Origin of the sequence: Terrabacter carboxydivorans (assembly GCF_039532035.1) — a bacterium.
GTDB lineage: Bacteria > Actinomycetota > Actinomycetes > Actinomycetales > Dermatophilaceae > Terrabacter > Terrabacter carboxydivorans.
Map to the genome: position 1 here is coordinate 1 of NZ_BAAARE010000004.1, position 26,861 is coordinate 26,861.

Annotated in this window: 24 protein-coding genes; 6 read left to right on the forward strand and 18 right to left on the reverse strand. The window is 71.6% G+C overall.

The genetic code is table 11. From position 1 onward, the window contains the following. The first annotated feature begins 157 nt into the window (after positions 1–157). Positions 158–808: an alpha-ketoglutarate-dependent dioxygenase AlkB gene (locus ABD297_RS05210; RefSeq protein ID WP_344253636.1), complete on the forward strand. Its 651-nt coding sequence runs from the start codon at positions 158–160 to the stop codon at positions 806–808. A gap of 15 nt (positions 809–823) precedes the next feature. Next, on the forward strand, positions 824–1,639 hold the full coding sequence (locus tag ABD297_RS05215) for a maleylpyruvate isomerase family mycothiol-dependent enzyme (RefSeq protein ID WP_344253639.1): 816 nt from the start codon (positions 824–826) through the stop codon (positions 1,637–1,639). Between the two features lie 125 nt (positions 1,640–1,764). Here the strand turns inward: ABD297_RS05215 and ABD297_RS05220 are convergent, their stop codons facing one another. The 10 genes from ABD297_RS05220 to ABD297_RS05265 form a co-directional block, all read right to left on the reverse strand. Further along, positions 1,765–3,288, reverse strand: coding sequence for a glycosyltransferase family protein (locus tag ABD297_RS05220; protein ID WP_344253641.1), 1,524 nt, complete (start codon positions 3,286–3,288; stop codon positions 1,765–1,767). Between the two features lie 37 nt (positions 3,289–3,325). Beyond that, positions 3,326–5,071, reverse strand: coding sequence for a 2-isopropylmalate synthase (gene leuA, locus ABD297_RS05225; RefSeq protein ID WP_344253643.1), 1,746 nt, complete (start codon positions 5,069–5,071; stop codon positions 3,326–3,328). A gap of 192 nt (positions 5,072–5,263) precedes the next feature. Continuing rightward, entirely contained in the window at positions 5,264–5,401 is a 138-nt protein-coding gene (locus ABD297_RS05230) for a hypothetical protein (protein ID WP_344253645.1), read from the reverse strand. A 41-nt stretch (positions 5,402–5,442) separates the two neighbouring features. Continuing rightward, entirely contained in the window at positions 5,443–5,808 is a 366-nt protein-coding gene (locus tag ABD297_RS05235) for a VOC family protein (RefSeq protein ID WP_344253647.1), read from the reverse strand. Between the two features lie 52 nt (positions 5,809–5,860). After that, positions 5,861–6,790: a GTPase Era gene (gene era / locus ABD297_RS05240; protein ID WP_344253649.1), complete on the reverse strand. Its 930-nt coding sequence runs from the start codon at positions 6,788–6,790 to the stop codon at positions 5,861–5,863. Positions 6,791–6,836: 46 nt separating this feature from the next. Then, positions 6,837–8,150, reverse strand: a complete 1,314-nt coding sequence (locus ABD297_RS05245) for a hemolysin family protein (protein ID WP_344253651.1) — start codon at positions 8,148–8,150, stop codon at positions 6,837–6,839. Between the two features lie 19 nt (positions 8,151–8,169). After that, positions 8,170–8,637 carry an rRNA maturation RNase YbeY gene (ybeY, locus tag ABD297_RS05250; RefSeq protein ID WP_030146479.1) on the reverse strand — a complete coding sequence of 156 codons (468 nt, stop codon included), beginning with the start codon at positions 8,635–8,637 and terminating at the stop codon, positions 8,170–8,172. Beyond that, positions 8,634–9,797: a PhoH family protein gene (locus ABD297_RS05255; protein ID WP_344253653.1), complete on the reverse strand. Its 1,164-nt coding sequence runs from the start codon at positions 9,795–9,797 to the stop codon at positions 8,634–8,636. Before ABD297_RS05255 ends, ybeY begins: the two co-directional genes overlap by 4 nt. 13 nt (positions 9,798–9,810) lie before the next feature. Next, on the reverse strand, positions 9,811–11,343 hold the full coding sequence (locus tag ABD297_RS05260) for a S10 family peptidase (RefSeq protein WP_344253655.1): 1,533 nt from the start codon (positions 11,341–11,343) through the stop codon (positions 9,811–9,813). After that, entirely contained in the window at positions 11,340–11,699 is a 360-nt protein-coding gene (locus ABD297_RS05265; RefSeq protein ID WP_344253657.1) for a histidine triad nucleotide-binding protein, read from the reverse strand. The genes ABD297_RS05260 and ABD297_RS05265 overlap by 4 nt, the downstream gene beginning before the upstream one ends. A 137-nt stretch (positions 11,700–11,836) precedes the next feature. Here ABD297_RS05265 and ABD297_RS05270 point away from each other — a divergent pair, with 137 nt between their 5' ends. Both ABD297_RS05270 and ABD297_RS05275 read left to right on the forward strand, forming a co-directional pair. Beyond that, positions 11,837–12,406: an RNA polymerase sigma factor gene (locus ABD297_RS05270; RefSeq protein ID WP_344253659.1), complete on the forward strand. Its 570-nt coding sequence runs from the start codon at positions 11,837–11,839 to the stop codon at positions 12,404–12,406. Continuing rightward, positions 12,403–13,641: a Gmad2 immunoglobulin-like domain-containing protein gene (locus tag ABD297_RS05275; RefSeq protein ID WP_344253661.1), complete on the forward strand. Its 1,239-nt coding sequence runs from the start codon at positions 12,403–12,405 to the stop codon at positions 13,639–13,641. The genes ABD297_RS05270 and ABD297_RS05275 overlap by 4 nt, the downstream gene beginning before the upstream one ends. A gap of 88 nt (positions 13,642–13,729) precedes the next feature. On the opposite strand, the gene ABD297_RS05280 is transcribed toward ABD297_RS05275, so the two are convergent. From ABD297_RS05280 to hrcA, 3 genes are all read right to left on the reverse strand, one after another. Continuing rightward, the gene (locus tag ABD297_RS05280; protein WP_344253663.1) at positions 13,730–14,473 is read right to left on the reverse strand and encodes a 16S rRNA (uracil(1498)-N(3))-methyltransferase; all 744 of its coding nucleotides are present in this window, start codon (positions 14,471–14,473) and stop codon (positions 13,730–13,732) included. 18 nt (positions 14,474–14,491) lie between these two features. Next, positions 14,492–15,625 carry a molecular chaperone DnaJ gene (dnaJ, locus tag ABD297_RS05285; RefSeq protein ID WP_344253665.1) on the reverse strand — a complete coding sequence of 378 codons (1,134 nt, stop codon included), beginning with the start codon at positions 15,623–15,625 and terminating at the stop codon, positions 14,492–14,494. Between the two features lie 79 nt (positions 15,626–15,704). Next, positions 15,705–16,748 (reverse strand): heat-inducible transcriptional repressor HrcA, encoded by a 1,044-nt coding sequence (gene hrcA / locus ABD297_RS05290; RefSeq protein WP_344253668.1) that lies wholly within the window; start codon positions 16,746–16,748, stop codon positions 15,705–15,707. 297 nt (positions 16,749–17,045) lie between these two features. On the opposite strand from hrcA, the gene ABD297_RS05295 reads away from it, so the two are divergent. Further along, positions 17,046–17,930, forward strand: coding sequence for a DUF3097 domain-containing protein (locus tag ABD297_RS05295; protein ID WP_344253670.1), 885 nt, complete (start codon positions 17,046–17,048; stop codon positions 17,928–17,930). A gap of 97 nt (positions 17,931–18,027) precedes the next feature. Here the strand turns inward: ABD297_RS05295 and ABD297_RS05300 are convergent, their stop codons facing one another. The 4 genes from ABD297_RS05300 to ABD297_RS05315 form a co-directional block, all read right to left on the reverse strand. Next, the gene (locus ABD297_RS05300; RefSeq protein ID WP_344253673.1) at positions 18,028–19,734 is read right to left on the reverse strand and encodes a CHAP domain-containing protein; all 1,707 of its coding nucleotides are present in this window, start codon (positions 19,732–19,734) and stop codon (positions 18,028–18,030) included. 142 nt (positions 19,735–19,876) lie between these two features. Further along, positions 19,877–21,400: an aldehyde dehydrogenase family protein gene (locus ABD297_RS05305; RefSeq protein ID WP_344253675.1), complete on the reverse strand. Its 1,524-nt coding sequence runs from the start codon at positions 21,398–21,400 to the stop codon at positions 19,877–19,879. A 24-nt stretch (positions 21,401–21,424) separates the two neighbouring features. After that, complete coding sequence (gene hemW, locus ABD297_RS05310; RefSeq protein WP_344253677.1) at positions 21,425–22,660, reverse strand: radical SAM family heme chaperone HemW; 1,236 nt, start codon at positions 22,658–22,660, stop codon at positions 21,425–21,427. A 71-nt stretch (positions 22,661–22,731) separates the two neighbouring features. Then, the gene (locus ABD297_RS05315) at positions 22,732–23,994 is read right to left on the reverse strand and encodes an MFS transporter (protein WP_344253679.1); all 1,263 of its coding nucleotides are present in this window, start codon (positions 23,992–23,994) and stop codon (positions 22,732–22,734) included. Between the two features lie 89 nt (positions 23,995–24,083). Between ABD297_RS05315 and ABD297_RS05320 the strand changes: the two genes are divergently transcribed. Continuing rightward, the gene (locus ABD297_RS05320) at positions 24,084–24,905 is read left to right on the forward strand and encodes a tyrosine-protein phosphatase (RefSeq protein ID WP_344253681.1); all 822 of its coding nucleotides are present in this window, start codon (positions 24,084–24,086) and stop codon (positions 24,903–24,905) included. Positions 24,906–25,013: 108 nt separating this feature from the next. On the opposite strand, the gene lepA is transcribed toward ABD297_RS05320, so the two are convergent. Further along, entirely contained in the window at positions 25,014–26,858 is a 1,845-nt protein-coding gene (lepA, locus tag ABD297_RS05325; RefSeq protein WP_344254013.1) for a translation elongation factor 4, read from the reverse strand. Positions 26,859–26,861 lie beyond the last annotated feature (3 nt).

Sequence of the window (26,861 nt, forward strand, 5' to 3'; positions counted from 1 at the left end):
CCCGCGGCCTGCTCTTCTATCGACTCCTCGAGCAAGCCGTGGACACTGACCCGCACCCGCTCAAGGACCTTCTCAAGCCAGCAGAAACCGGCATACCGGACTTCACCTAAGCAGATATGCAGAACACCCGTTCGACCGGTTGGGCTATGGTGGCGACATGGACCTCTCTCTCCAGGGTTCGCTCCTCGACCTCACCGACGCGATGACGCTGCGCGACCTCGGCACCGGAACGACCCGCCACCCGCTGTCCCACGGCGCCTGGGTCGACGTGCGACCGGGCTGGCTCGCCGCCGGCGACGAGCTGTTCACGGCACTGCTCCACGGGGTGCCGTGGCACGCCGAGCGGCGCCAGATGTACGACTCCGTCGTCGCGGTCCCGCGGCTCACGAAGTTCTACGGCGCCGGCGAGGCGCTCCCCCACCCGCTCCTCGTCGAGGCCCGCGAGTCGCTGAGCCGGCACTATGCCCGTGAGCTGGGAGAGCCATTCGTCACCGCCGGTCTCTGCCTCTACCGGGACGGGCGGGACAGCGTCGCGTGGCACGGCGACCGCGTCGGCCGCTCGCGCGACAGCGACACGATGATCGCCATCCTCTCGCTCGGCTCCCCGCGCACGCTGACCCTGCGCCCACGGGACGGCGGCGCCATCCCCGGGTCGATGGCAAAGAGCTTGCGCTATCCCCTCGGCCATGGTGACCTCGTCGTGATGGGCGGTTCGTGCCAGCGGACGTGGGACCACGCGGTCCCGAAGACGTCCGAGCCTCTGGGCCCGCGCATCTCCGTGCAGTTCCGGGTAGCCGGCGTCCGCTGACAAGGAGACTCTCGTATGCCGTCCAGCCGCTCAGGTGGCCCCCTGCCCTTCCTCGACCACCTCGCGGCCGACTCGGCTCGCTTCAGGACGGTCCTGGCGACCGCACCGGCTGACGCGCGCGTCCCCTCCTGCCCCGACTGGGACGCCGACGACCTGCTGTGGCACCTCGGTGGGGTGCAGTGGTTCTGGGGTGAGATCGCCGAGCGCGGCCTGACCGACGCCGAGGACCTGGACGCGGTCGACGCCGCCCGGGAGCAGCGGCCCGCCGACCGCGCAGACCTGCTCGACTTCTTCGACCGCTCGAGCGAGCGGCTGCACCGCGTGCTCGCGGCGCTGCCTCCCGAGACCCCCCTCTGGATGTGGGCCGATGACCACACCGCCGGCTACATCCGCCGTCGCCAGGCGCACGAGGCCCTGATCCACCGCCTCGACGCCGAGCTGACCGTCGGTGAGCGCACCCCGCTCGACTGCCGGCTCGCCGCTGACGGCATCGACGAGGCGCTGCGGGTCATGCGCGGCCACGAGCCCGACCCGGACCTCACGCACCTCCCCGTCTCCGCGCCCGTCACCATCGCCACCGTCGACGCCATGCACTCCTGGACCGTGACGCCCGTGCGGATCACCGGCACCTGGAACGGCCGGGAGATCGACGTCCAGCGCTTCCTCGTCAGCGACGGCCCCGACCCGGCGGCGACCGCCGAGATCAGCGGGTCGGCCGCCGACATCGACTGCTGGCTGTGGAACCGCCCGACCGAGGGCGAGATCATCCGCGACGGGGACGCCGCCGCGCTCGCCGCCGTCGATGCCGTGCTGGCCGACTCGATCGACTGACCGCGTGGCCGTTCGGCCTGCCGGCCGATCTGCCGTTCGGTGTGCCGCCCGATCTGCCGTTCGGTCTGCCGGTCGGTCGGCCGCTCGGACGGCCGGTGGGGTGACGTTGCCGGGGCGACGTCCCCTCAGGCAGAGCGCCGTCGGCCGAGCCGCGGGAGCGACGAGTGCACCATCGCCGCGAGCACGACGACGAGCGGCGCGAAGGCGAACAGGTAGCGCGACCGGCCCTGCAGCACCAGCGTGAACGCCGCGATGCCGAGCAGCGAGGCCGCGACGAGCAGGGTCTCGCGTCGGTAGGGCGCCCGGAGCAGCCCGAGCCCCGCGACCAGGAGCACCGCCAACCACAGGGCCTGCGTCAGGTCGGCCCGCAGCTGGTAGCCCGAGCCGTGGAACCCGTTGAGGTCGTGGACGATCCCCGTCAACCCGGTGGCCGGCGCCAGGGTGCCGGGCAGCGAGTCCGGCCCCTCGCCCCACGCCCAGAACATGCCGTCGCCCCAGTTCCACGCAGCCTTCCTGCCGTAGAACGCCAGCGTCCCGCCAAGGCCCCGCGCGGCCCAGCGCTCCTGAAGGACCCCCGCGGCGTAGGAGCGCATCTCGTCCTGGCTGCGTCCGGTGATGGCGTCGACCATCTCGCGCGAGTAGGCGCCGTAGTTGACGACCCCGTCGGCGGTGCGCTGCTCATCGGCCCCCAGCGCCACCCACCACAGCACCGGCGGCGTCACCGAGCTGTCGATGCGCGTCGAGTCCACCCCGACCATCGAGGTCGCGGCGGCCGACAGCCCCGTGCCGAGGGCGACGAAGGCGATGGCGGAGGCGGCGCAGGCCGCGATGACACCGGCGCGCCGCCCCGGGGCGAGGTCGTGGTCGAAGATGGCGACGACCGCCGTCAGCACCGCCGCGATGGCGATGACGACCGGCGTCGTCTTGATGGCATAGGCGACCGACACCGCCACGATCGCGAGCAGCCACAGGACGACTCGCCCGGTGCGTGCTCGCGGGGTCATGGCACGAACCGCGAGGGCGACCCCACCGACGAGGAACGGCATCGCGTAGAAGTCCGTGTAGGGCACGGCGAGCCAGGGGCTGGTGCCGACCAGGACGAGGGTCACGAGCTGCGCCGCGAGGGCGGGCCCACGGCCGGCGACGCGCACGACGAGGGCGTGGACGGCATACAGCGTCACGGCGACGCAGACGCCGTTCAGCGGGATCAGCACGGCGTCCGGCGCGAGCGAGAACGACTGTGCGACAGCCGCGCCCATCCGATCGATGGCGAGCAGCGGCAGGTTGTTGGGATAGAGCGAGAGGTAGTCGTAGTCGGCGGGACTGAGCGGACGACCCGCCTGAAGCGATCGCGCCACGTCCATGACGACGCGGGCGTCCCAGCCGTAGTGGTAGCGCTGCATCAGCCCGACGAGGGTGGCGAGCGCGCCCCCGGCCACGGCCACGACGGCAGGGGTCCAGCGGGTCTTCGACCAGCGCGGCAGCCGCACCACGCCGGCGAGCACGAGCAGCCCGACGGCGACCGGTACGACGACCTGCCAGCGGTAGCCGACGTTGACCGGACGCGGCGCGACGAGGCCGACGAGCGCGACCGCGACGAACGAGACCCCGGCCAGTCGAAGTAGCACTCGACCGACCGGGGACTCCATGGCGCCAGACGCTACCCCACTGTGCGGGGCCGTCCGATCAGGCGTTCGGGACGCTGTCGCGCTCGGCGCGGTTGACGGCCGAGACGATGGCCTTGATCGAGGCCGTGACGATGGACGGGTCGACCCCGACGCCCCACAGGACGCGGTCACCGACCGCGCACTCCACGTAGGCCGCGGCGCGGGCGTCGCCACCGGCGGACAGCGCGTGCTCGGCGTAGTCGAGGACGCGCACGTCCGGGGTGCCCTCGACCGTGGACAGGGCGTCGACGAAGGCAGCGATGGGGCCGTTGCCCGTGCCGTTGATCGTCACGGACTCGGAGCCGTCCCGCACCGTCGCCTCGATCGTGCTCGACCCGTCGACCGTCGAGTCGGTGACGACGTTGACCAGCTCGAACCGACCCCAGGCCCGGGTCGGGTCGGGGAGGTACTCGTCCTGGAACCGCGACCACAGCTCGGCGGGCGCGACCTCGCCGCCGTCCTGGTCGACGCCGCGCTGCACGACACCCGAGAACTCGATCTGCAGCCGGCGCGGCAGGTCCATCTGGTGCTCGGTCTTCATGATGTAGGCGACGCCGCCCTTGCCGGACTGGCTGTTGACGCGCACGACGGCCTCGTAGGAGCGGCCCAGGTCGTGCGGGTCGATCGGGAGGTACGGCACGCCCCACACGAGGTCGTCGATGCTCGTGCCCTTCTCCTTGGCCTCGGCGGCCATCGCCTCGAAGCCCTTCTTGATGGCGTCCTGGTGCGAGCCGGAGAAGGCCGTGAAGACGAGGTCGCCGCCGTAGGGGTGGCGCTCGCCGACGGGCAGCTGGTTGCAGTGCTCGACGGTGCGGCGCACCTCGTCGATGTCGCTGAAGTCGATCTGGGGGTCGATGCCCTGGCTGAAGAGGTTCATCCCGAGGGTGACGAGGCAGACGTTGCCGGTGCGCTCACCGTTGCCGAAGAGGCAGCCCTCGATGCGGTCCGCGCCGGCGAGGTAGCCGAGCTCGGCCGCCGCGACGCCCGTGCCACGGTCGTTGTGCGGGTGCAGGCTGACGACGATCGACTCGCGGCGCTCGAGGTGGCGGATCATCCACTCGATGGAGTCGGCGTAGACGTTGGGCGTCGCCATCTCGACGGTGGCCGGCAGGTTGACGATGATCTTGTGGTCGGGCGTCGGGTCGATGACGTCGACGACGGCGTTGCAGATCCGCATCGCGAAGTCGAGCTCGGTGCCGGTGTAGGACTCGGGCGAGTACTCGTAGTAGATCGTCGTGTCGGGGATCGTCTCCTCGAGCTTCTTGCAGAGGCGCGCCGCCTGGACGGCGATGTCGATGATGCCGTCCTGGTCGAGACCGAAGACGACCTTGCGCTGCAGCGCCGACGTCGAGTTGTAGAAGTGGACGATGGCCTGCTTGCTGCCGCGGATCGCGTCGTAGGTGCGCTCGATGAGGTGGTCGCGGCACTGGGTCAGCACCTGGATCGTCACGTCGTCGGGGATGTGGCCGCCCTCGATGAGCTCGCGGCAGAAGTCGTAGTCGGTCTGGCTCGCCGACGGGAAGCCGACCTCGATCTCCTTGTAGCCCATCTTGACGAGCAGCTGGAACATCCGCAGCTTGCGCTCGGAGTTCATCGGGTCGATGAGCGCCTGGTTGCCGTCACGCAGGTCGACGGCGCACCAGCGGGGCGCCTGCTCGATCCGCTTGGTGGGCCACGTGCGGTCCGGGAGCTCGAACGGGATCTGCTCGTGGAACGGGACGTACTTCTGGAACGGCATTCCCGACGTCTGCTGGGGGTGGATCATCGCTGCACTCTCTTCGTCTGCGTTTCGCTCGGTGTCCGGCCGGACACGGGAAACTCCGCGACGAGGAGGGCCGGGATCAGGCCTCGTCGCGGCAGAGAAGGAGGAGGCTCACCGCTCGCACGTCTTCACCGTATGCCGGGTGCTCGGGTCACGTCCACCCCTCGGGACCGGCGCCCGCATCGTGAGACCCGGTCACTCGGTGGGCGGGCCCTCGGGCGGCCGCGCCGGCTCCTCACGGACGTCCGCGATCTGCTCCTCGGGCCGCGGAGGCACCGTCTGGTCGTCCTCGAGGACCTCGAGCTCGTGGTCGTGCGCAGCAGTCTCCGACATGTCTGTGCCTCCTTGACGCGATTCTAGGACCGGCGGTGACCTCAGGCGCGCTGACAGACCATGAGCGCGTTGCCGTCGGGGTCCTCGAACTGGACGAAGAAGACGCTGCCGATGTCCTGGACGTCGGACGTGATCCTCACGTCCAACCGGTGCAGGTGCTCGATCGTCGCCGCCATGTCGTGGGTCCATAGAAAGAAGCGCGGAGGACCGCCCGCGTCGAAGTCCGGGCGGTTGGCGTCGAGGGCCAGCCGCGTCTCCCCGTCTGTGGGGATGTCGTAGATGGTGCCCTCGTGTGACGTCACGCCCGGCTCGAAGCCCAGCACCGCGGCATACCAACGGATGGCGGCTGTCATGTCACGGACGGGCACGAAGACCTGGCCGACACGGCGCTGGATGGGGCTGCTCATCGCGGCAGGGTAGGCGACGGCGCCCCCACCCCCAAATCCATTGCGCCGCAAGCTAGAAGCCGAGGCGCTGGAGCTGCTTCGGGTCGCGCTGCCAGTCCTTGGCGACCTTGACGTGCAGGTCGAGGTAGATCTTCTGTCCGAGGAGGGCCTCTATGCCCTTGCGCGCGTTGGTGCCGACCTCGCGAAGCCGGGAACCACCCCGTCCGATGACGATGGCCTTCTGGCTGGGCCGCTCGACGAAGACGTTGACGCGCACGTCGAGCAGCGGGTTGTCGTCGGGGCGTCCCTCGCGCGGCACCATCTCCTCCACCACGACGGCCAGCGAGTGGGGCAGCTCGTCGCGCACCCCCTCGAGGGCGGCCTCGCGGACGAGCTCGGCGATCATCACCATCTCCGGCTCGTCGGTGAGCACACCGTCGGGATAGAGCTGCGGCGAACGGGGCAGGAAGGAGGCGAGGACGTCGCGCACCTCCTCGACCTGGCTGCCAGAGACGGCGGAGCACGGGATGATCGCGTCCCACTCCCCCAGCTGGTCGATGGCCATCAGGTGCTCGGCGAGCCGCTCGCGGTCGACGGCGTCGGCCTTGGTGGCGATGGCGACGACCGGGCGGCGTCGCACCGACCGGAGCTCCTTCAGCTCGTTGGCGATGAAGCTGTCACCGGGCCCGATGCGCTGGTCCGCGGGCAGGCAGAAGCCGATGACGTCGACCTCGAGGAGCGTCTCGCGCACGAGGTCGTTGAGACGCTGCCCGAGCAGGGTGCGCGGCTTGTGCAGCCCCGGGGTGTCGACGAGGATCACCTGGGCGGTCGGCGTCGTGGCGACGCCGCGGATCGTGTGCCGCGTCGTCTGCGGCTTGGAGCTCGTGATCGCGACCTTCTGGCCGACGAGCGCGTTGGTCAGCGTGGACTTGCCGGCGTTGGGCCGGCCCACGAGACAGGCGAACCCGGCGCGGAAGTCCTCGGACCGCCCACCCGGCGACATGCCCTCGCCCCGAGTCGTCCGAGTCCCCCGGGTCTCCCGTGTCGGGTCAGCGTCCTGAGTGCCCATGGGCGTCCTCCGTCTCGATGTGGGCGGTGTCGTCCTCCGGCACCGCGACGCGGTGCACGATGACCGAGGCGACCCGGTGGCGGCGTCCGGCCATCCGCTCGGCCGTCAGCTCCAGCCCCGCGACGGTACCGGACGAGCCGACGATCGGGACGCGTCCGATGACCTTGGTGAGCAGGCCGCCGACGGTGTCGACGTCCTCCTCGTCGATGGTGACGTCGAAGAGCTCGGCCAGGTCGTCGATGTCCATCGAGGCCGGCACACGCAGGGTGCCGTCCTCGAGATGCTCGACCCCGGGCGCTTCACGGTCGTGCTCGTCGGCGATCTCGCCGACGATCTCCTCGATGATGTCCTCGATGGTGATGAGCCCGGCGGTGCCGCCGTACTCGTCGACGACGATGGCGAAGTGGTTCTGGTCGCGCTGCATCTCGCGCAGCAGGTCGTCGACCGGCTTGCTCTCCGGGACGAAGTGCATGGGCCGCATGACCTCGGTGGCGAGGTGACGCCCGTCCTCCGGAGCCGCGTTGAGCCGGCGCGCGACGTCCTTGAAGTAGAGCAGCCCACGCACGTCGTCGCTGTCCTCGCCGACGACGGGGATGCGCGAGAAGCCGGATCGAAGGAAGAGCGACATCGCGCTGCGGAGCGTCTTGTCGGCGTCGAGCACGACCATGTCGGTGCGCGGCACCATGACGCCGCGCGCGAGCGTGTCGCCCAGCTCGAAGACGGAGTGGATCATCTCCCGCTCGTCGGCCTCGATGACGTCGGAGTCACCGGCCATGTCGACGAGGTCGCGCAGCTCGGACTCGGTCTGGAACGGCCCGTCGGTGTAGCCCTTGCCGGGCGTCACGGCGTTGCCGAGCACGACGAGGAGCTTGGCCACGGGGCCGAGCACCCGGCGGAGCCCGACGGCGAACGGCGCGCTCCACAGGGCCACCGTGTCGTAGTTCTGCCGGCCGAGGGTGCGCGGCGAGACGCCGACGACGACGAACGAGACGACGGCCATGATCGCGATGCTGATGAGCGCCCGGCTCCACGTCGACTCGACCTGGCCGGCGACGGCGAGCGTGACGAGCACCGCTGCGGTGGCCTCGGCGACAACGCGCAGGAACGCGATGACGGACAGGTACGCCGGTGAGTCGCCGACCACCGTCATGAGCGACTTCGCGCCGGAGCGCCCCTCCTCGAAGAGCTCCTGGGCGCGCACGCGTGACATGCGGAAGATCGCGGCCTCGGCGGCCGAGAGGAGGAACGCCACGACGATGCTGACGAGGGCCGGGAGGGCGAACTGCGGGAACATCTCGGTCTCTCGTCCGCGCTCAGGCGCTCGGGCGGTTGCGCGTGGCGAGGAAGGTGAGCAGCAGCTGGCGTTGCAGCTCGAACATCTCGCGTTCCTCGTCGGGCTCGGCATGGTCGTAGCCGAGCAGGTGCAGGATGCCGTGCGTCGTCAGCAGGAGCATCTCCTCGATGGGGGCGTGCCCGGCCTCGACGGCCTGCTTCGTCGCGACGGACGGGCACAGCACGATGTCGCCGAGCGTGCCCTCCTCGGGCTCCTGGCCCTCGCGTCCGGGGCGCAGCTCGTCCATCGGGAAGCTCATGACGTCGGTCGGCCCGGGCAGGTCCATCCACTGCACGTGGAGCACCTCCATGGCTGCCTCGTCGACGAGCTTGATGCAGAGGTCGGCCTGCGGGTGCACCCGCATCTGCTCCATGACGTACTGGGCGCACGCGAGCAGCTCGAGCTCGTCGACGTCGGCGTCGGTCTCGTTGAGGACGTCGATGCTCATGCCGGGTCCTCCTGGGCGAGCCCGTCGGGGCCCGAGGGCGTATGCCGTGTGCCCGGCCTGGGTGCACGACCGCCGGCCGCGCCCGGGCCCGTCTCGCCGGCTGCGCGCCGGGCGCGCTTGGCGGCCCGGTGGTCGTCGCGCTCGTACGCGTCGACGATGGCGCTGACGAGACGGTGGCGGACGACGTCGTGCGAGGTCAGCTCGGCGAAGTGGATGTCCTCGACGTCGCCGAGGATGTCGCGCACGATCTTGAGGCCCGACCGGGTGCCGCCCGGGAGGTCGACCTGGGTGATGTCACCGGTGACGACCATCTTGGAGCCGAAGCCGAGGCGGGTGAGGAACATCTTCATCTGCTCGCTCGAGGTGTTCTGGGCCTCGTCGAGGATGATGAAGGCGTCGTTGAGCGACCGGCCACGCATGTAGGCCAGCGGCGCGACCTCGATGGTGCCTGACGCCATGAGCTTGGGGATGGTCTCGGGCGAGACCATGTCGTGCAGCGCGTCGTAGAGCGGCCGCAGGTAGGGGTCGATCTTGTCGTTGAGCGTGCCCGGCAGGAAGCCCAGGCGCTCGCCGGCCTCGACGGCCGGGCGCGTCAGGATGATCCGGTTGACCTGCTTGGCCTGCAGCGCTGCCACGGCCTTGGCCATCGCCAGGTAGGTCTTGCCGGTGCCGGCCGGCCCGATGCCGAAGACGATGGTGTGCTGGTCGATGGCGTCGACGTAGCGCTTCTGGTTGAGCGTCTTGGGCCGGATCGTGCGCCCGCGGCTGCTGACGATGTTCATCGTCAGCACGTCGGCGGGACGCTCGATCGTCTGGCTGCGCAGCATCGAGATCGAGCGCTCCACGGCGTCTCGGTTCAGCGGCTGGCCCGTCTCGACGATGACGAGCAGCTCGTCGAGCAGCGCGTCGATGATCTCGAGCTCCCCGGCGGGGCCGGCGAAGGTCATCTCGTTGCCGCGCACATGGGTGTCGACGAGCGGGAACTGCCGCTCCATGGTGCGCAGCAGCTCGTCGCGCGGACCGAGGAGGGTGACCATCTCGATCGGCGGCGGGATCTGCCGGATCAGCACCGGGGCGTCGCCGCCGCTCTGGGAGCCTGCGGCTGGCGAGACGCCGTCGGGGCTGTCGGTCTCGGACGGTCGAGGTTGGGCATCATTCATCGTGGTCACGAGTCTACGTGGCGCGGCCCGAGCTCCTCACCACGAATTCGGAGAGGTCCTGGCTCTGCCGGAGACGCGACGGCTCGTGGACGTACATCATGTGTCCGGCCTCGTAGTAGGCGTGCTCGATGTTCGCGAGCCGGTCGGCGGGCAGCTGGAGGTGGGCCACGACGTCCTCGGCGGCGAAGTGCGGCGTCGCGCCGTCGTAGTAGCCGTAGGCGACGTGGACCTTGAGGTGTGGGTTCTGCCGCATGGCCCGCTCGAGCTTCGGCGAGACGTCGATCGGGCGGCCCTCGAAGTCCTTGAACGACCACGGGTGCACGAGGCGCGAGATCTGCTCGTAGTGCAGGTCGCTGCCGTAGCCGAGCTCGTCGCGGACGTAGTGGTTCCAGGCGGCGGCGTAGGGGCCGGTGATCGCATCGTGCGAGGGGTCGGCATCCATGTTCTCCGCGATGGCGGCCGCTGCCGGCCCGGTGAACCGGGCGTCGAGCCGCCCCACCGAGAGCCGCTCGTCACGGAGCAGCTCGGTGAAGTAGCGCCAGTGCTCGATGCGCAGGTCCGCGCGGTCGACGTAGTCCTCGGTCAGGCCGGAGAGCCGTGCCAGGGTCGAGACCGCCTCGGCGCGCTCGCCCGTGGTCAGGCGGTTGCCCCGGGACAGCACCCACGGGTAGTCGCGGACGGCATACGCCTCAGCCTCGTCGAGGACGCTCCGCAGCGAGCGCCGGCCGTGCTTGCCGTGGAAGTGGGCCACGGCGGCATACGTCGGCAGGTAGAGCGCATGGGCGCGGTCGTTGCGCTGGTTCTCGAAGTCGACGGAGCTGAGGTCGAGCACGCTGCTGATGAGGATGAGCCCGTTGAGGTACATCCCGTAGCGGGACTGGAGGTGCTCGGCGAGCGCCGCCCCGCGGAGCGTGCCGTAGGACTCGCCGGCGACGAACTTCGGCGACATCCACCGACCGTTGCGCGAGGTCCACAGCCGGATGAGGTCGGCGACGGACTCGATGTCCTTCTGGTAGCCGTGGTACTCCCCCGGCTTGCCACCCTCGACGGCGCGGGAGTAGCCCGTCGACATCGGGTCGATGAAGACGAGGTCGCTGACGGCGAGGAGCGACTCAGGGTTGTCGACGAGGTCGTACGGCGGCGGCTCGAGCGCCCCGACGTCACCGCTGACGACGCGGCGTGGGCCGAGCAGCCCGAGGTGCAGCCACACGCTGGAGCTGCCCGGTCCGCCGTTGAAGGCGAAGGTGACCGGCCGCGTGCGCGCGTCGGCGTCGTCGAGGACGTAGCTCGTCATGGACAGCTCGGCGCGCGCCTGGTGCCCACCGAAGGTGCCGTCCTTGTGCTCCTCCTCGCGGAGCACGACGCGCCCCGTCGTCGCGGTGTAGCGCAGCCGACGACGACCGACCTTGAGCGTGTGGTGCGTCGTCACGAGGTCGTCGACCGGGTCGGCGGCCTTGGCCCCGGCACCGGCCACCTTGACCTCGACGTCGGTGGGCTCCGTTGCCGCAGAGGCCTTCTCGGCCGTCGGCTCGCTCCCGTCGCTCACACCATCCTCCCCTCGGTGAAGGCGGCGCCGGCGAGGACGTGCACGTGTGCGTGGAAGATCGTCTGGCCAGCAGCGCTCCCGGTGTTGACGATCATCCGGTGGGCGTCGGCGACGCCCTCCTGCTCGGCGACCCTCGTCGCGAGGCGGAAGACGTCGGCGAGGTCCTCTCCCGAGGCCGCCGCCAGCGCGCCCACCGTCGGCTCGTGGCGCCTCGGCACGACGAGGACGTGGATCGGCGCGGCCGGGTTGATGTCGCGGAAGGCGATGGAGCGCTCGCTCTCGGCGACCCGGTCGGAGGGGATCTCGCCGGCGACGATCTTGCAGAAGAGGCAGTCACTGGGGGTCTGCGGGGTCATGACTGCACCCTAGGCACGCGAGGGTCGACGTGCACCCGCGCAGGGCCGTTCGTGCGTCAAGGGACTCGCCCTCCCCGTCGCCGACGTGTCAACCGCGAGGGCCCCGGGCGCGTCATCTGTCCGTGAGAACGTTGGGTATGCCGGAAGGCCAGCTCAGTGACCCCGAGCCGTCACCGGGGCTGCCGACCGACCCCGACGTGGCCGTCACCGCGCTCTACGAGGCGCACTGGCACCGGCTCGTCCGCCTCGCGTGGCTGCTCCTGCGCGACCAGCTCGCCGCCGAGGACGTCGTGCAGGAGGCCTTCGTCGCCACACATCGCAGCTGGGCCTCCATCCGGGACGGTGGCCGAGTCGTCGGCTACCTGCAGACCGCGGTCGTCAACGGGTGCCGGTCCGTGCAGCGTCACGCGGTCGTCGTCGACCGGCAGAACGCGCGCGTCGCGGCCGCGGCGGACCACCCCGGCCGGGGCAGCCACGGCAGCGCCGAGACGCAGGTGATCAGGACGGCCGAGCGGGACCGCGTCCTCGACGCCCTCCGGGCCCTGCCGGCCCGCCAGCGGGAGGTGCTGGTCCTGCGCTACTACTCCGACCTGTCCGAGGCCCAGATCGCCCAGGCCCTCGAGATCTCCCCCGGCGCGGTCAAGACCCACGCCCACCGCGGCCTGACGGCCCTGCGCCGCACCATCGAACCCCTGGAGCTGTCATGAACACCGAGCCGACCCGACCGGGTGGGACGCCCGCCGAGGAGCCGGCCGCCCCGCCTACGGCCATCGGCCCGCACCCCGCCGAGCTGGGAGCGGTCGAGGACCGCCTGCGCCGGGCGCTCGACGCCGAGGGCCGCTCCATCGCTCCGGGCGACCGGTTGGGCGCGATCCTGGCCGAGGCCCACTCGGGTGCCCGCTCGGGCGCCACCGCGACCGCCCTCTCGGACCCGCCCCCGGGCCCGCACCGTCACTGGCTCCTGCCGGCTGCAGCAGCCGCGGCCGTCGCCCTCCTCGCCGGCACCGTCTGGGCCGTCAACCGACCTTCCGCCCAGACGCCGCCGGCGGCTGCGACGTCGACCGCCGTCGGGTCGCCGACGCCCGGCGCGCCGTCCGTGACCCCCTCGACCGGCCGGTCGAGCGTGCCCACCCAGACCGCCGCCCAGCCGTCGACCTCGTCGGCCCCCACGGTGCCGGCGCCGCCGCCGAGCAGCGGGCCACCGGCCATGAAGGCGGCGAGCGTGCCCGTCTACTACCTCGGTCCCGTGGCGGCAGGGAGCGACCAGCTGCGCCTGTTCCGTGAGTTCGTGCCGGCGCAGGTGCCGTCGCCCCCCACCGGGACCGGCACGGCGCTCACGGCGTTGCGCCTTGCCATGGGCCCGGCCCCGGCGGGCACGCGCTACCACTCGGCGTGGACCGGCGTCACGGCCGAGGGTGTGACCCGTGGAGCAGGCTCGATCACCGTGCGCCTGTCGGCCGGCACCCGTGACACCTCGGCCCTCGCCACCGAGCAGCTGGTGTGGACCGTGCAGGCTGCCCTCGGTGCGGCCCTGCCGGTGCGCTTCGAGCTCGTCGACGGCGGCGCCCAGGTGTCGCCGGGCCACCCGGCCTCCTCGGCCTACGACCGGCCCACCGACCCCATCGCGGTGCTGGGCCAGGTGGCACCCATCTGGGTCGACCAGCCGGCGCGCGGGTCGGTCGTGCCGGCCGGCCGGACACTGACCGTGACGGGGGTGGCCAGCACGTTCGAGGCCAACGTCGAGTGGCAGCTGCTCAGGGACGGGCGCCCCGTCGAGAGCGGCTACACCACCGCCTCGGAGGCGGCACCCGCGCGCGCCTCCTACCGGTTCACGACGAAGCGGCCCCTCCAGGTCGGGGCGTACGTGCTCCGCGTCTTCGAGACGAGCGCGAAGGACGGTTCGACGGCTGCCGAGCAGCTCGTCGGCCTCACCGCCCGCTGACCCCTCGCCGGCGCCGCTGTCGAGGTGGTCGCGGCACCCCCGACGCCGTCGGGATCACCTCGAACCACCGGGCGGGGGGCGTATGCCGTCAGGTCCAGCGGGTGCGCGCGCTCAGCACCGCGAGGGCGGCGGGACCGGCGGACGACGCCCGGAGGATCGTCGAGCCGAGACGCACCGCGCGGGCCCCGGCGGCCGTGAGCGTCTCGAGCTCCCGGTCGGTGATGCCGCCCTCGGGCCCGACGACGACGAGCACGTCGCCCGACCCCGGCAGCTCGACCGACGCGAGCGGTTCGGTCGCGTCCTCGTGGAGCACGAGGGTGAGGGCCGATGCCCCCACGCGGGCCGCGAGGGGCGCGAGCCCGACCGCGGGGGACGTCAGCGGCACCCGGGCCCGGCGGGACTGCTTGGCGGCCCGGGTGACGACCGCGGCCCACTTGGCGAGCGACTTCGCGGCGCGGTCGCCGCGCCAGACGACGACGGATCGCTCGGCCTGCCAGGGCACGACCTCGTCGACCCCCAGCTCGGTGGCGGCCTCGACCGCCTGCTCGTCGCGGTCGCCCTTGGCGAGGGCCTGGACGAGGACGAGCCTCGGGGCGGGCTCCGGCTCCTGGGTCACCTCGAGGACCCGTCCCCGCACCCACGTGCGGTCGACGTCGGTGACCTCGAGCAGGGCCCGGCGGCCGGCGCCGTCGGCGACGAAGCAGTGCTCGCCGGCACGCAGGCGCACCACGGTCGCGGCGTGACGGCCCTCGTCGCCGTCGAGCAGCAGCGAGCTCCCGACCACCGCGCCGGCCACCACCGACGGGTCACCGAGGAAGAGCTGGTGGGTCACCGGGCGCTCACGTGCGGGTCACTTCTCCTTGAAGGCGTCGCGCAGCTTGCCGAAGAGGCCCTTGTTGGCCGGCTGGAGCCGTCCCTGGGGGCTCTCCTCGCCACGCAGGGCCGCGAACTGGCGCAGCAGCTCCTGCTGCTCCTCGGTCAGGCGGGTCGGGGTCTGCACCGTGGCGTGGACGAGGAGGTCACCACGACCACCGTGGCGCAGGTGGGTCACGCCGAGGCCGCGCAGCGTCAGCACGTCGCCGCTCTGCGTGCCGGGCTTGATCTCGAGGTCCTGCATGCCGTCGAAGGTCGAGAGCTTGAAGCTCGTGCCGAGCGCCGCCGCCGCCATCGGCAGCTCGACGCTGCAGTGCAGGTCGTCGCCGCGACGGGTGTAGGTCTCGTGGTTGACGACGCGGATCTCGACGTAGAGGTCGGCCTTGGGGCCGTTGCCGGGACCGACCTCGCCCTCCCCGGTCAGCTGGATGCGCGTGCCGGTGTCGACACCGGCGGGCACTTTGAGCTTGAGCGAGCGGCGGGTGCGGACGCGACCGTCACCAGAGCAGTCGTGGCACGGGTCGGTCAGCGTGGAGCCGAAGCCCTGGCAGTTGACGCACGGGCGGGAGGTCATGACCTGGCCGAGGAAGCTGCGCTGGATCTGCTGGACCTCGCCGGCACCCTTGCAGATGGGGCAGGTCTGGCGACCGGTGCCCGGCTCGGCGCCGTCACCGTCGCAGCGCGTGCAGCCGACGGCGGTGTCGAGGGTCAGCTCCTCCTCGGAGCCGAAGACCGCCTTGGACAGGTCGATGTCGAGCCGCACGAGGGCGTCCTGCCCGCGCTGCACCCGTGAGCGCGGACCGCGAGTGCCGGCCTGCGCGCCCGCGCCGAAGAAGGCGTCCATGACGTCGCTGAACGAGAAGCCCTGTCCCGCACCGAAGCCGGCGCCGCCGCCCGACGCGAACGGGTCGGAGCCCATGTCGAAGGACTGGCGCTTCTGCGGGTCGGAGAGCACGTCGTAGGCCTGCGAGACGCGCTTGAACTCCTCCTCGGCCTCGGCACCGGGGTTGACGTCCGGGTGCAGCTTGCGGGCGAGTCGACGGTAGGCCTTCTTGATCTCCTCCTGGCTCGCGTCGCGCGAGACACCGAGGACGGCGTAGTAGTCGTTCAACCTGGGATTCCTTTTGGTACGTGGTGCTTTCGGTTCCGGCGCGGCGCTGCACCGGCGGACTGGCCGAGGTCGTGCTGGGTCAGGTGGCCTGGTTCTCGTCGAGGATCTCGGAGACGTAGCGCGCGACGGCCCGCACCGACGCCATCGTCGTGGGGTAGTCCATCCGGGTCGGGCCGAGCACCCCGAGGCTCGCCACGCGCTCGGAGCCGGAGCCGTAGCCCATCGAGACGAGCGAGGTGGACTGCAGGCCGGTCACGGGGTTCTCGGAGCCGATGCGCACCGAGACGAGCTCGGGGTCGTCGCCGAGCTGCCCGAGCAGGCGCAGCAGGGTCACGTGCTCCTCGAGCGCCTCGAGGATCGGGCCGATGGAGCGCGGGAAGTCCGCCCCCGCCCGAGCGAGGTTGGCCTGCCCGGCGAGGACGACGCGCTCCTCGCGCTCCTCGACGAGCGCGTCGCCGAGGGCCGAGACGACGGCCTCGAGAGCGGCGCGGTCGGCGTCGTCGGTCTCGCCGACGAGGCGGCGCAGCCTGGTCGCGGCGACGGTGAACGGCACGCCCGCCGCCACCTCGTTGATGCGCGACCGGATCGAGGCGACGAGGGCCTCACCGGTCGGGTCGGTCAGCACGCGCCCGGTGTCGACGACACGCTGCTCGACGCGGCCGGTGTTGACGATGAGGACGATCATCAGGTGCGAGGAGCCCATGGGGACGAGCTCGATGTGCCGCACCGTCGACCGGGTCAGCGACGGGTACTGCACGACCGCCACCTGGCGGGTCAGGCTCGCGAGCAGGCGCACGGTCCGGTCCACGACGTCGTCGAGGTCGACGGCGCCCTGCAGGAACTGCCCGATCGCGCGGCGCTCCCCCTGACCGAGGGGCTTGACGGCGCTGAGCCGGTCGACGAACACGCGGTAGCCGGCATCGGTCGGCACGCGCCCCGCCGACGTGTGCGGCGCGTGGATGAGGCCCTCCTCCTCGAGCAGGGCCATGTCGTTGCGCACCGTCGCGGCGCTGACGCCGAGGTGGTGGCGCTCGACGAGCGCCTTGCTGCCGACCGGCTCGGAGGTCTGGACGTAGTCCTGCACGATCGCGCGCAGCACCATCAGCCTGCGGTCCTCGCTCATCGTCCCTCCTTCACGGGTCTGGAGTCGGTGGGTGCCACGGGTCCGGCACTCTCGTCTGGCACTCTCGATCGACGAGTGCCAAGTCTACGTCGTGGGCCGCCGATCTCCGATTTCATCCAACCGTATGCGGCGCCCCGCCCTTCCCGACGGGGCCGCGCCCGCGTCGGTGACCCGTCGTCCCGGACGGCCACCCCCGAGGCTCCGACCCCAGGGGCACCCCGTCGCCCCGCAGGGCCCGGTGGGGGCACCCGCGTGGCGTCCGCGCGGCGGTCGGGACGCGGCATACCCTCGCTTGTCGTGTCCCCCATCGATCGCTACGGATCCGACGTGCTCAGCGGAGACTGGCGTGCCCCCAGGCGCGGCCGGTCCACCCCCACCCCCGCCGAGCCCGACCTCGTCGTCGAGGAGGTCGAGACCGGCTGGGTCGGCGCCGTCGTGCGCGTCGAGAAGGCGGGCGGGATGCACGTCGTGCACCTCGAGGACCGTCGCGGACGCACCAAGGCCTTCCCCCTAGGACCGGGCTTCCTGCTCGACGGGGCCCCCGTGACGCTCACCCCGCCGAAGGCAGCCGCCGGCGCCGCCCTCGCCGAGGCACGGCGAGCCGCCTCGAGGACCGCCAGCGGCTCGGTGGCCGTCGAGGGAGCGCGCGCCCGCGTCGCCAGCGGGTCACGGATCTACGTCGAGGGCCGGCACGACGCCGAGCTCGTCGAGAAGGTCTGGGGCGACGACCTGCGGGTCGAGGGTGTCGTCGTCGAGCTCATGGACGGTGTCGACGACCTCGCCGGCATCATCGCCGAGTTCCAGCCCGGCCCGGGACGACGCCTCGGCGTCCTCGTCGACCACCTCGTGCCCGGCACGAAGGAGGCTCGGATCGTCGCGCAGGCGCAGGCCCTTCCCGGCCTGGCCCAGCACGTGCGGATCCTCGGCCACCCCTACGTCGACGTGTGGCAGTCGGTGCGCCCGGAGCGGCTCGGCTGGCAGCAGTGGCCGGTCATCCCCCGCGGCACGTCCTGGAAGCACGGTATCTGCGCCGAGCTCGGGTGGGCCCACTCGAGCCAGGCCGACATCGCCCAGGCGTGGAAGCGCATCCTGGGGACCGTGCGGTCCTACGCCGACCTCGAGCCGACGCTGCTCGCGAGCGTCGAGGAGCTCATCGACTTCGTGACCGAGCCCGGCGCGTAGCCGGGGGCCCCGGCGGCCGGTCGCCGGACAGGGTCCGGTGACCCGGCGCGACCCTTTGCGAGACCCGGCGCGCCGGCTCCCCTGCGCTCCGCGCTGATCACGACGCCAGGTAGCCCTGGACGTCCGCGACCACCTGCGTCGACTGGTAGACGTAGATGTCGACGTAGCCGTCACTGCTCGGCGTGACGACGGCCGTGTTGGCGATCGTCTGGCCCGCGACGAAGTTGAGGTTCGACGTCGTGGGGCGCGAGCTGCCCGAGGGGTAGGCGATGAGGTGGCCCGGCTGCTGCGGACCGGTGACGACGAGGGTCAGGACCACGGCCTTGACACCGGTCGACGGCACGCCGCCCCGACCGGTCACCTGCAGGCGCACGACGCCACCCGCGGCGACGGGGCCGCTCGCGGCCACACCGGTGCCGTTGCGGGTGTCGAGCAGGCGTGCAGGCGTCAGTCCCAGGTAGTCCGCGCCCGACGGGTACCACCCGACGACGTCGGCGATGACGTCGGTCGCGGCGGACGTGCGGATGCTGACGCGTCCGTTGCTGCCGACCTTGGCGACGACGAGGCCCGAGATCGAGCTGCCGGACGAGAAGTTCAGCGAGGACGAGTTCGGCTCGGCGGCCCCGGTGGGCCAGACGGCGAGGTTGCCGTCCTTGGTCGGGCGTGCGGCCGTGACGTTGAGCAGGACGGAGTCGACACCGGATGCGGGCACGACGGAGCTGCCCGTGACCGTGAGGTCGATGCGCGAACCCGGCTGCAGGCGACCGGCGGGGGCGCCCTGCCCGTAGCGCGTGTCGAGGATGCGCGTCGGGGTCGTCGTCGTCAGGTTGCCGAACGAGGGGTACCAGCCGACGACGTCCACGAGGACGTCGGTCGCCTGGCTCACCTTGATCCGGATGCGCCCGTCGGAGCCGACCCCCACGACCGCCTGGTTGGCGACGACGGCACCCGGGTCGAAGTTGACCGTCGACGACGCTGCGGGCGACGTGCCCGACGGGTAGGCGAGCAGGTAGCCCTCCGCCTGGGGGCGCACCACGGTGACGTTGACGACCACCGCGCCGATGGCGGTGCGGGGCAGGCCCGCCTTCCCGCTCACGAGGATGCTGGTGTCGCTACCGGCGGCGAGCGGGCCGGTCGCACCCAGCGAGGACCTGGTGTCGACGATGCGGGTCGGTGCCACCGGGCGGTAGGTCGGGTAGGAGGCGGGCGCCGCGACCTTGGGTCCCATGTCCTTGAGGTGGATGAAACCCGCCGGCCAAAGGCCTCCGGAGCGGGTGACCGAGCGCCAGCGGAAGTCGCCGCCCCAGTTGTCCTCCGAGACGAGGATCTGGTCGGCCGAGACGACCTTCTCGACGTAGGCGATGTGACCGGTGCTCGAGAAGGACTGCCCCCACCACGCGACGGACCCCACGGCGGGCGCGTCGTCGGTCTGGGACGCGAATGCCGTGCCCCAGTTGTAGGCGTTGCCGGACAGCTGCGCCGGGCGCTTGTTGGGCAGCCCGTTGGTCACGAGGCGGTAGGCCACGTAGTTGGTGCAGTTGTGGCCGGTCGACTGGCTCCAGTAGCTGGTGCTGCTGTGGTCCTTGTAGCCCGAGTTCGAGTAGCCGGCGGTCGCGCACGCGTCGTAGCCCGTGCACAGGACGTTCCACTCGTAGGCCCGGGCCGGGCCGGCCAGCCCGACCGTGGCCACGAGAACAGCCAGGGCGCTGAGGAACACCGCGAGGGCCCGCCCGCGACGACGAGGGGCCGCGAGTGGGAGTGCTGTGGCAGCCCGACCGGCCTGGTCATCGGTGGCCTGAGGCATGTGGGTCTCCCGTGATCGCCGGTGGGGTGCACCCGCAATCTAGGACAATCACGCCCCTGAATCACTCCTATCCCAGAAATCCCATGCGACACGAGCGGGAAATGAGCCTGAAAATGTCAGAGGTGTGCTAATGACACCGCTGTCATTTGCCCTTCGCCCCTGATCCGCTCCGACGACGGCCGGGCACGACGAAACGGCTGATCACCCGCTCCTTCGCCGACGTGAACGGCGGCCGCACCCACCCGGTCGTGTCCGGTCGGGTCGGCAGGGCGAACACCGACTTGGTGTGGGAGAAGAGCTCGACCGACCGCTCACCGTGGTAGGCGCCGGTGCCGCTGGCCCCGACCCCGCCGAAGGGCAGGCCGGGCACGGCCAGGTGGGCAAGCGGGACGTTGACCGCCAGGGCGCCCGAGGAGGTGTCCCGGGTGAACCGGCGCTGGACCGCGTCGGACCTCGTGAAGACGTAGAGCGCGAGCGGCTTGTCACGCGAGGTGATGAGCTCGATGGCAGCATCGAGCCCCTCGACGGCCACCAGGGGCAGGACGGGACCGAAGATCTCCTCGCGCATGACCGACTCGGCCGGGTCGTCGGCGTCGCGCACCTCGACGACCGTCGGCTCGAGGTAGCAGGTGGAGGCGTCCGACCGACCGCCGGTGACGACGCGAGCCGGGTCGACGAGGGCGGTGAGCCGGTCGAGGTGACGGCGGCTCACGATGCGGCCGTAGTCGGGTGAGGTCGCAGGGTCCGCACCGAAGGCGTCGGCGATGGCAGCGACGAGCAGCGGCTTGAGCGCCTCGAGCGTCGGCCGGCTGGCGATGACATAGTCGGGCGCGACACACGTCTGCCCCGCGTTGGTGAACTTGCCCCAGACGAGCCGCTGGGCGGTCACCTCGAGGTCGGCGTCGTCGGCGACGTAGGCGGGCGACTTGCCGCCGAGCTCGAGCGTCACGGGCGTCAGGTGCCGTGCGGCGGCCTCGAGCACGATCCTTCCTACCGCCCCGTTGCCGGTGTAGAAGATGTGGTCGAACCGTTGGGCGAGCAGCTCGGTCGTCTCCGGGACGCCACCCTCGACGACGTGCACGGCGGAGCGGTCGAGGTGCGAGCGCAGCAGGCGGGCCAGGACGGCGGACGTCGCCGGCGCGACCTCGCTGGGCTTGAGGACGACGGCGTTGCCCGCCGCGAGCGCGCCGACCATCGGCGTGAGGCACAGCTGCACCGGGTAGTTCCAGGGGGCGATGACGAGGACGACACCGAGGGGCTCGCGCACGACCTTGGCGCGTCCCGGGGCGAGCGAGAGCGGCACCCGCACCCGACGGGCCGCGGTCCACGCGCGGAGGTGACGCAGCGTGTGGTCGATCTCGCGCACGACGAAGCCCGTCTCGGTGACCCAGGCCTCCGTGGCGCTCTTGCCGAGGTCCTCGTGCAGTGCAGCCGCGATCTCCTCCTCGCGCTCCACGAGCAGGGTCCTCAGGGCCTCGAGCTGGGCGACCCGCCACGCCCGCGGCTTGGTCACCCCGGAGTCGAAGGCGCGACGCGCAGCGGTGACGACGTCTGCGGGACGTCCACCGCCTCCACCGTCACGGTCCCTCGCCGGACTCACCTGGTCCGTCGGGACTGTCGGGCTCGTCGGGCTCGTCGGGCTCGTCGTCGGCACGGTCTCGCTCATGGCGGCCTTCCTCGTCAGGGCCCCTCAGGCGGCGAGGAGCCGGTGCACCACGGTGTCCGCGAGCAGTCGCCCGCGACGGGTCAGGACGAGCCGCGAGTCCCGCAGGGCGGCGGTGCCATCCACGAGCCCGTCGGCGATGAGGCCGGCCACGGCAGTGCGTCCCGATCCTCGCAGATCCGAGACCGGCAGTCCCTGCACAAGGCGTGTGCCGAGCAGCACACGCTCGTCGTAGCGCTGCTCGTCCGTCAAGGTCTCACGGGCATGGGCCGGCGAGAGTCCCGCACCCAGGCGGGCGGCATACGCACTGGGGTGCTTGACGTTCCACCAGCGCACGCCGCCGACGTGGCTGTGCGCGCCCGGACCGACGCCCCACCAGTTCGTGCCGGCCCAGTAGGCGACGTTGTGGCGGCAGCGGTGCTGCTCGGACCGGGCCCAGTTGCTCACCTCGTACCAGCCGAATCCGGCGGCGGTCAGCAGCTCGTCGGCGAGCTCGTACTTGTCGGCCTCGTCGTCGTCCTCGGGAGCGGGCACGACGCCTCGGCGCACCTGGGCGGCCAGCTTCGTGCCGTCCTCGACGACGAGGGCGTAGGCGGAGATGTGGTCTGGCTCCAGCGCGATGGCGGCCTCGAGGCTGCGTCGCCAGTCCTCGAGCGACTCCCCCGGCGTGCCGTAGATGAGGTCGACGCTCACCTGCATGCCCGCGCCCCGGGTGGCCTCGACGGCGCGCGCGACGTTGTCGGGGTCGTGCGTGCGCTCGAGGGTGCGCAGCACGTGCGGCACGGCCGACTGCATCCCCACGGACACTCGGGTGAACCCTCCGTCGGCGAGCTCGCGCAGCGACTGCGGCGTCACGGAGTCCGGGTTGGCCTCGGTCGTGACCTCCGCGTCCGGCATCAGTCCGAAACGGTCGCGTATGCCGTCCAGCACCGTCACGAGGTCACCCGACCTCAGCATGGTGGGCGTGCCCCCACCGACGAAAACCGTTGACACGGCAGGCGCCTCGGCCCCGAGGACGGACCGGGCGATGTCGAGCTCACGGACGGCCGCCGCGGCGTAGGTGTCGACGCCGATGCTCGCGCCGGGGCCGCCGAGCTCGGTCAGGGTGTAGGTGTTGAAGTCGCAGTAGCCGCAGCGCACCGTGCAGAACGGCACGTGGACGTAGATGCCGAGGTCGGTCCGCGCGAGGTCCGCGAGGGCTGCAGGGGGCAGCTCCCCCGTGGTCGGCGCGGGGTCGCCGTCGGGCAGGGCGGAGGGCGGCATACCTCCATTGTCCCAGTCCGGCAGCCGTGCGCCGTCCACGTCGCAGGCTGGCGGGGAAACGGGGTGGGTGGTCAGCCCGAGTGCGTGGTGACGCCGTAGCTGGCCCGCGATGCCAGGGCCCAGCGCGCCGCCGGCACCGAGACGAGCGCGATGACGACCATGAAGGCGGCCAGGACGAGCCACCCCGTCTCGCCGCGGTCGACGCAGAAGTAGGTGACGAGCGGCGGGGCGACGACGGCGAGGACGCTGAAGCCGAGGCCGGCGAAGCCCTGGTACTGCCCCTGACGCTCGTGCGGAGCGAGCCCCATCTGCAGGCCCCACTGGCCACCCGAGCCGATCATCTCGCCGACGACGTGGACGAGGGAGCCGACGACGAGCGCGCCGATGGCGAGCCAGCGGCTCCCCCGGTCCGCCAGGGCGACGACGGCGAAGCCGCCCGCGATCCACCACGCCCCGCGGACGAGGGCCCGCGCACCGGCCTCGACGGAGTCGGCGCGACGCGAGAGCCGCACCTGGAAGAGCGCGACGGCGGTGGTGTTGAGGATCAGCAGGATCGCGACCATCACCGTGGGGGCCGCAGTGCGGGCCGAGACGTAGAGCGCGAGCCCGAGCTCCATGACGAAGAAGTGGAGGGAGAACAGCCCGGTGATGACGGTGATGACGACGTAGGGCCAGTCGCGCAGGACGGCCAGCCGCGGCTCGCCGGCGTCCCGCACGTGCGGCGCGATGTCGGGCAGCCGTGTCGTGTTCCAGGCGGCGAACCCGGTGAAGACGGCGTTGAGGACGAAGACCGTGACGTAGGCCCAGCGCTCGTCGATGACGAGGGCCGCCCCGCCGAAGACCGACCCGAGGCCGAGCGCCGTGTTGGTGACGGCGCGGAGGTAGGCCTTGGAGAGCACGCCACGACCACCCGTGGCGAGCTGGGCGATGACGCCCTGGTTGACCGCGCCGGCCCCGCGCTCGAAGAGGGCGAGCACGCCGAGCAGGACAGCGAGGGCCCAGGGGGTCGTGGCGAGGACCGGCGGTGCGCTGAAGAGCGCCGCACCGGCCATGAACCCGGTGAGGACGCGCCTGGGGCCGAGGGTGTCGCCGAGGTGGCCGGCTGGGACCTGCACGACGATCCCGACCACTGCCGAGACCGACATGGCGAGCGCCACCTCGGTGGCGCTGAAGCCCACCTGGCGGGTGAAGTAGAGGGCGCTCGTCGTCAGGACGGCCCCGGCGCCGAACCGGTTGGCGAACGAGCCGATCGCGAGGATGCGCAGGTCGCGGTCGACCGGGACGCCCCGACGGGTCAGGGGTTCGGCCTGCGGTGGGGTGACTCTCGCCGTCACGGGTCCTCCTCGATATCTCTTGACGTCAAGATATCTGACGGTAGGCGCACCCGCGCAACGGGTTTAGTCGGTTCGCCTAGGCTGAGGTCGTGTACTCCCCCAACTGGATCGAGCTCGACGGCGTCGTCAACATGCGGGACCTCGGAGGCCTGATGACCTCCGACGGGGCCACCGTGCACCCCCGGCGGCTGCTCCGATCCGACAACCTGCAGGACCTCTCCCCCGAGGCCGTCGAGACGCTCGTGACCCACTACGGGGTCACCGACATCGTCGACCTGCGCACCCACGTCGAGCTCGCCAAGGAGGGTGACGGGCCGCTCCGAGCCGTCGCCGGCGTCACGCACCACCACCACACCCTCTACCGCGAGGACACCGACGAGTCGGGCATCCCGGCCGCCGAGCGCGCCCTTCCGTGGGAGACGGACGAGCGGCGCGAGCTGACCAGGGCCAGGAAGGACCCCGACCAGGACGGCGCCCACGACCGCTTCTGGTCCGAGCACTACCTCTCCTACCTCGCGACCCGTCCCGACTCGGTCGTGGCCGCTCTCGATGCCATCGCCTCGAGCGAGGGCGCGGCCCTCGTGCACTGCGCCGCCGGCAAGGACCGCACCGGCACCGTCGTGGGTCTCGCGCTCAAGGTCGTCGACGTGCCGGACGACCTCGTCATCGCCGACTTCGCGGCGTCGGCGCAGCGCGTCGCCGCCATCATGGACCGGCTGCGCGCCCGCCCCGCCTACGCCCGCAACCTCGAGGACAAGACGGTGGCCCAGCAGTCGCCGACGACCGACACCATGCGCCTGCTCCTCGGAGCGCTCGAGGAGCGTCATGGCGGCGTGTACGGCTGGCTCGCGACGCAGGGCTGGACCGCCGCCGACACCGACCGCATGCGGCACAAGCTCCTCGCCGACTGATACCAGGAACCGGCGCCGACGGGTGGGCCGGCTCCGGCACCGGCGCCACCCGGTCGAGCGGGCCCACCCACGACGCACCGCGACGGCCGCCACCCGTCCCGGTCGGGACTACTTCTTGGTCTTGCCCGAGTCGCCGTCGCTCGAGAGGGCTGCGACGAAGGCCTCCTGCGGCACCTCGACCCGACCGACCATCTTCATGCGCTTCTTGCCCTCCTTCTGCTTCTCGAGCAGCTTGCGCTTGCGGCTGATGTCGCCGCCGTAGCACTTGGCGAGCACGTCCTTGCGGATGGCGCGGATGTTCTCTCGCGCGATGATCCGCGATCCGATGGCGGCCTGGATCGGCACCTCGAACTGCTGGCGCGGGATGAGGTCCTTGAGCTTGCTCGCCATCATGACGCCGTAGGCGTAGGCCTTGTCCTTGTGGACGATCGCCGAGAAGGCGTCGACGGTCTCGCCCTGGAGCAGGATCTCGACCTTGACGAGGTCGGCGACCTGCTCGCCGTCGGGCTCGTAGTCGAGCGAGGCGTAGCCGCGGGTGCGTGACTTGAGCTGGTCGAAGAAGTCGAAGACGATCTCGGCGAGCGGCAGCGTGTAGCGCATCTCGACCCGGTCCTCGGAGAGGTAGTCCATGCCGCGCAGGTTGCCGCGCTTCTGCTGGCACAGCTCCATGATCGCGCCGACGAAGTCAGACGGCGCGAGGATCGTGGCGCGCACGACCGGCTCGCTCACCTCGCGGATCTTGCCGTCGGGGTACTCGCTCGGGTTGGTCACGTGCACGGCCTTGCCGTCGTCCATCGTCACGTCGTAGACGACGTTGGGCTGCGTGGAGATCAGGTCGAGCCCGAACTCGCGCTCGAGGCGCTCGCGGACGATCTCGAGGTGCAGCAGGCCGAGGAAGCCGACGCGGAAGCCGAAGCCGAGCGCAGCCGAGGTCTCGGGCTCGTAGACGAGCGCGGCGTCGTTGAGCTTGAGCTTGTCGAGGGCGTCGCGCAGGTCGGGGTAGTCGGACCCGTCGATGGGATAGAGGCCCGAGAACACCATCGGCTTGGGGTCGCGGTAGCCGCCGAGGTCCTTCGTGGCCGGCTTGCTCGCGTTGGTCACCGTGTCGCCGACGCGTGACTGGCGCACGTCCTTGACGCCGGTGATGAGGTAGCCGACCTCACCGACCCCGAGGCCCTTGGAGGGCACGGGCTCGGGGCTGATGACGCCGATCTCGAGCAGCTCGTGCGTCGCCCGGGTCGACATCATGACGATCTTCTCGCGCGGGTTGAGGTTGCCGTCGACGACGCGGACGTAGGTGACGACGCCGCGGTAGGTGTCGTAGACCGAGTCGAAGATCATCGCCCGGGCGGGTGCGTCGGGGTCACCGACCGGGGCGGGCAGGTCGCGCACGATCGTGTCGAGCAGCGGCTCGACGCCGGCACCGGTCTTGCCGGACACCTTGAGGCAGTCCTCGGGCTCGCAGCCGATGAGCTTGGCCAGCTCCTCGGCGTACTTCTCGGGCTGGGCCGCCGGCAGGTCGATCTTGTTGAGCACCGGGACGATGGTGAGGTCGTTCTCCATCGCGAGGTAGAGGTTGGCGAGCGTCTGCGCCTCGATGCCCTGGGCGGCGTCGACGAGCAGCACGGCCCCCTCGCAGGCGGCGAGGGACCGGGAGACCTCGTAGGTGAAGTCGACGTGACCGGGGGTGTCGATCATGTTGAGCGCGTACGTCGTGCCCTCGAGCTCCCAGGGCATGCGCACGGCCTGGCTCTTGATCGTGATGCCGCGCTCGCGCTCGATGTCCATGCGGTCGAGGTACTGCGCGCGCATGGCGCGCGCGTCGACGACGCCGGTCAGCTGCAGCATGCGGTCGGCCAGTGTGGACTTGCCGTGGTCGATGTGCGCGATGATGCAGAAGTTGCGGATCAGGTCCGGCGGCGTTGCGTTGGGTGCCAACGCGGAGCGGGCCATGGG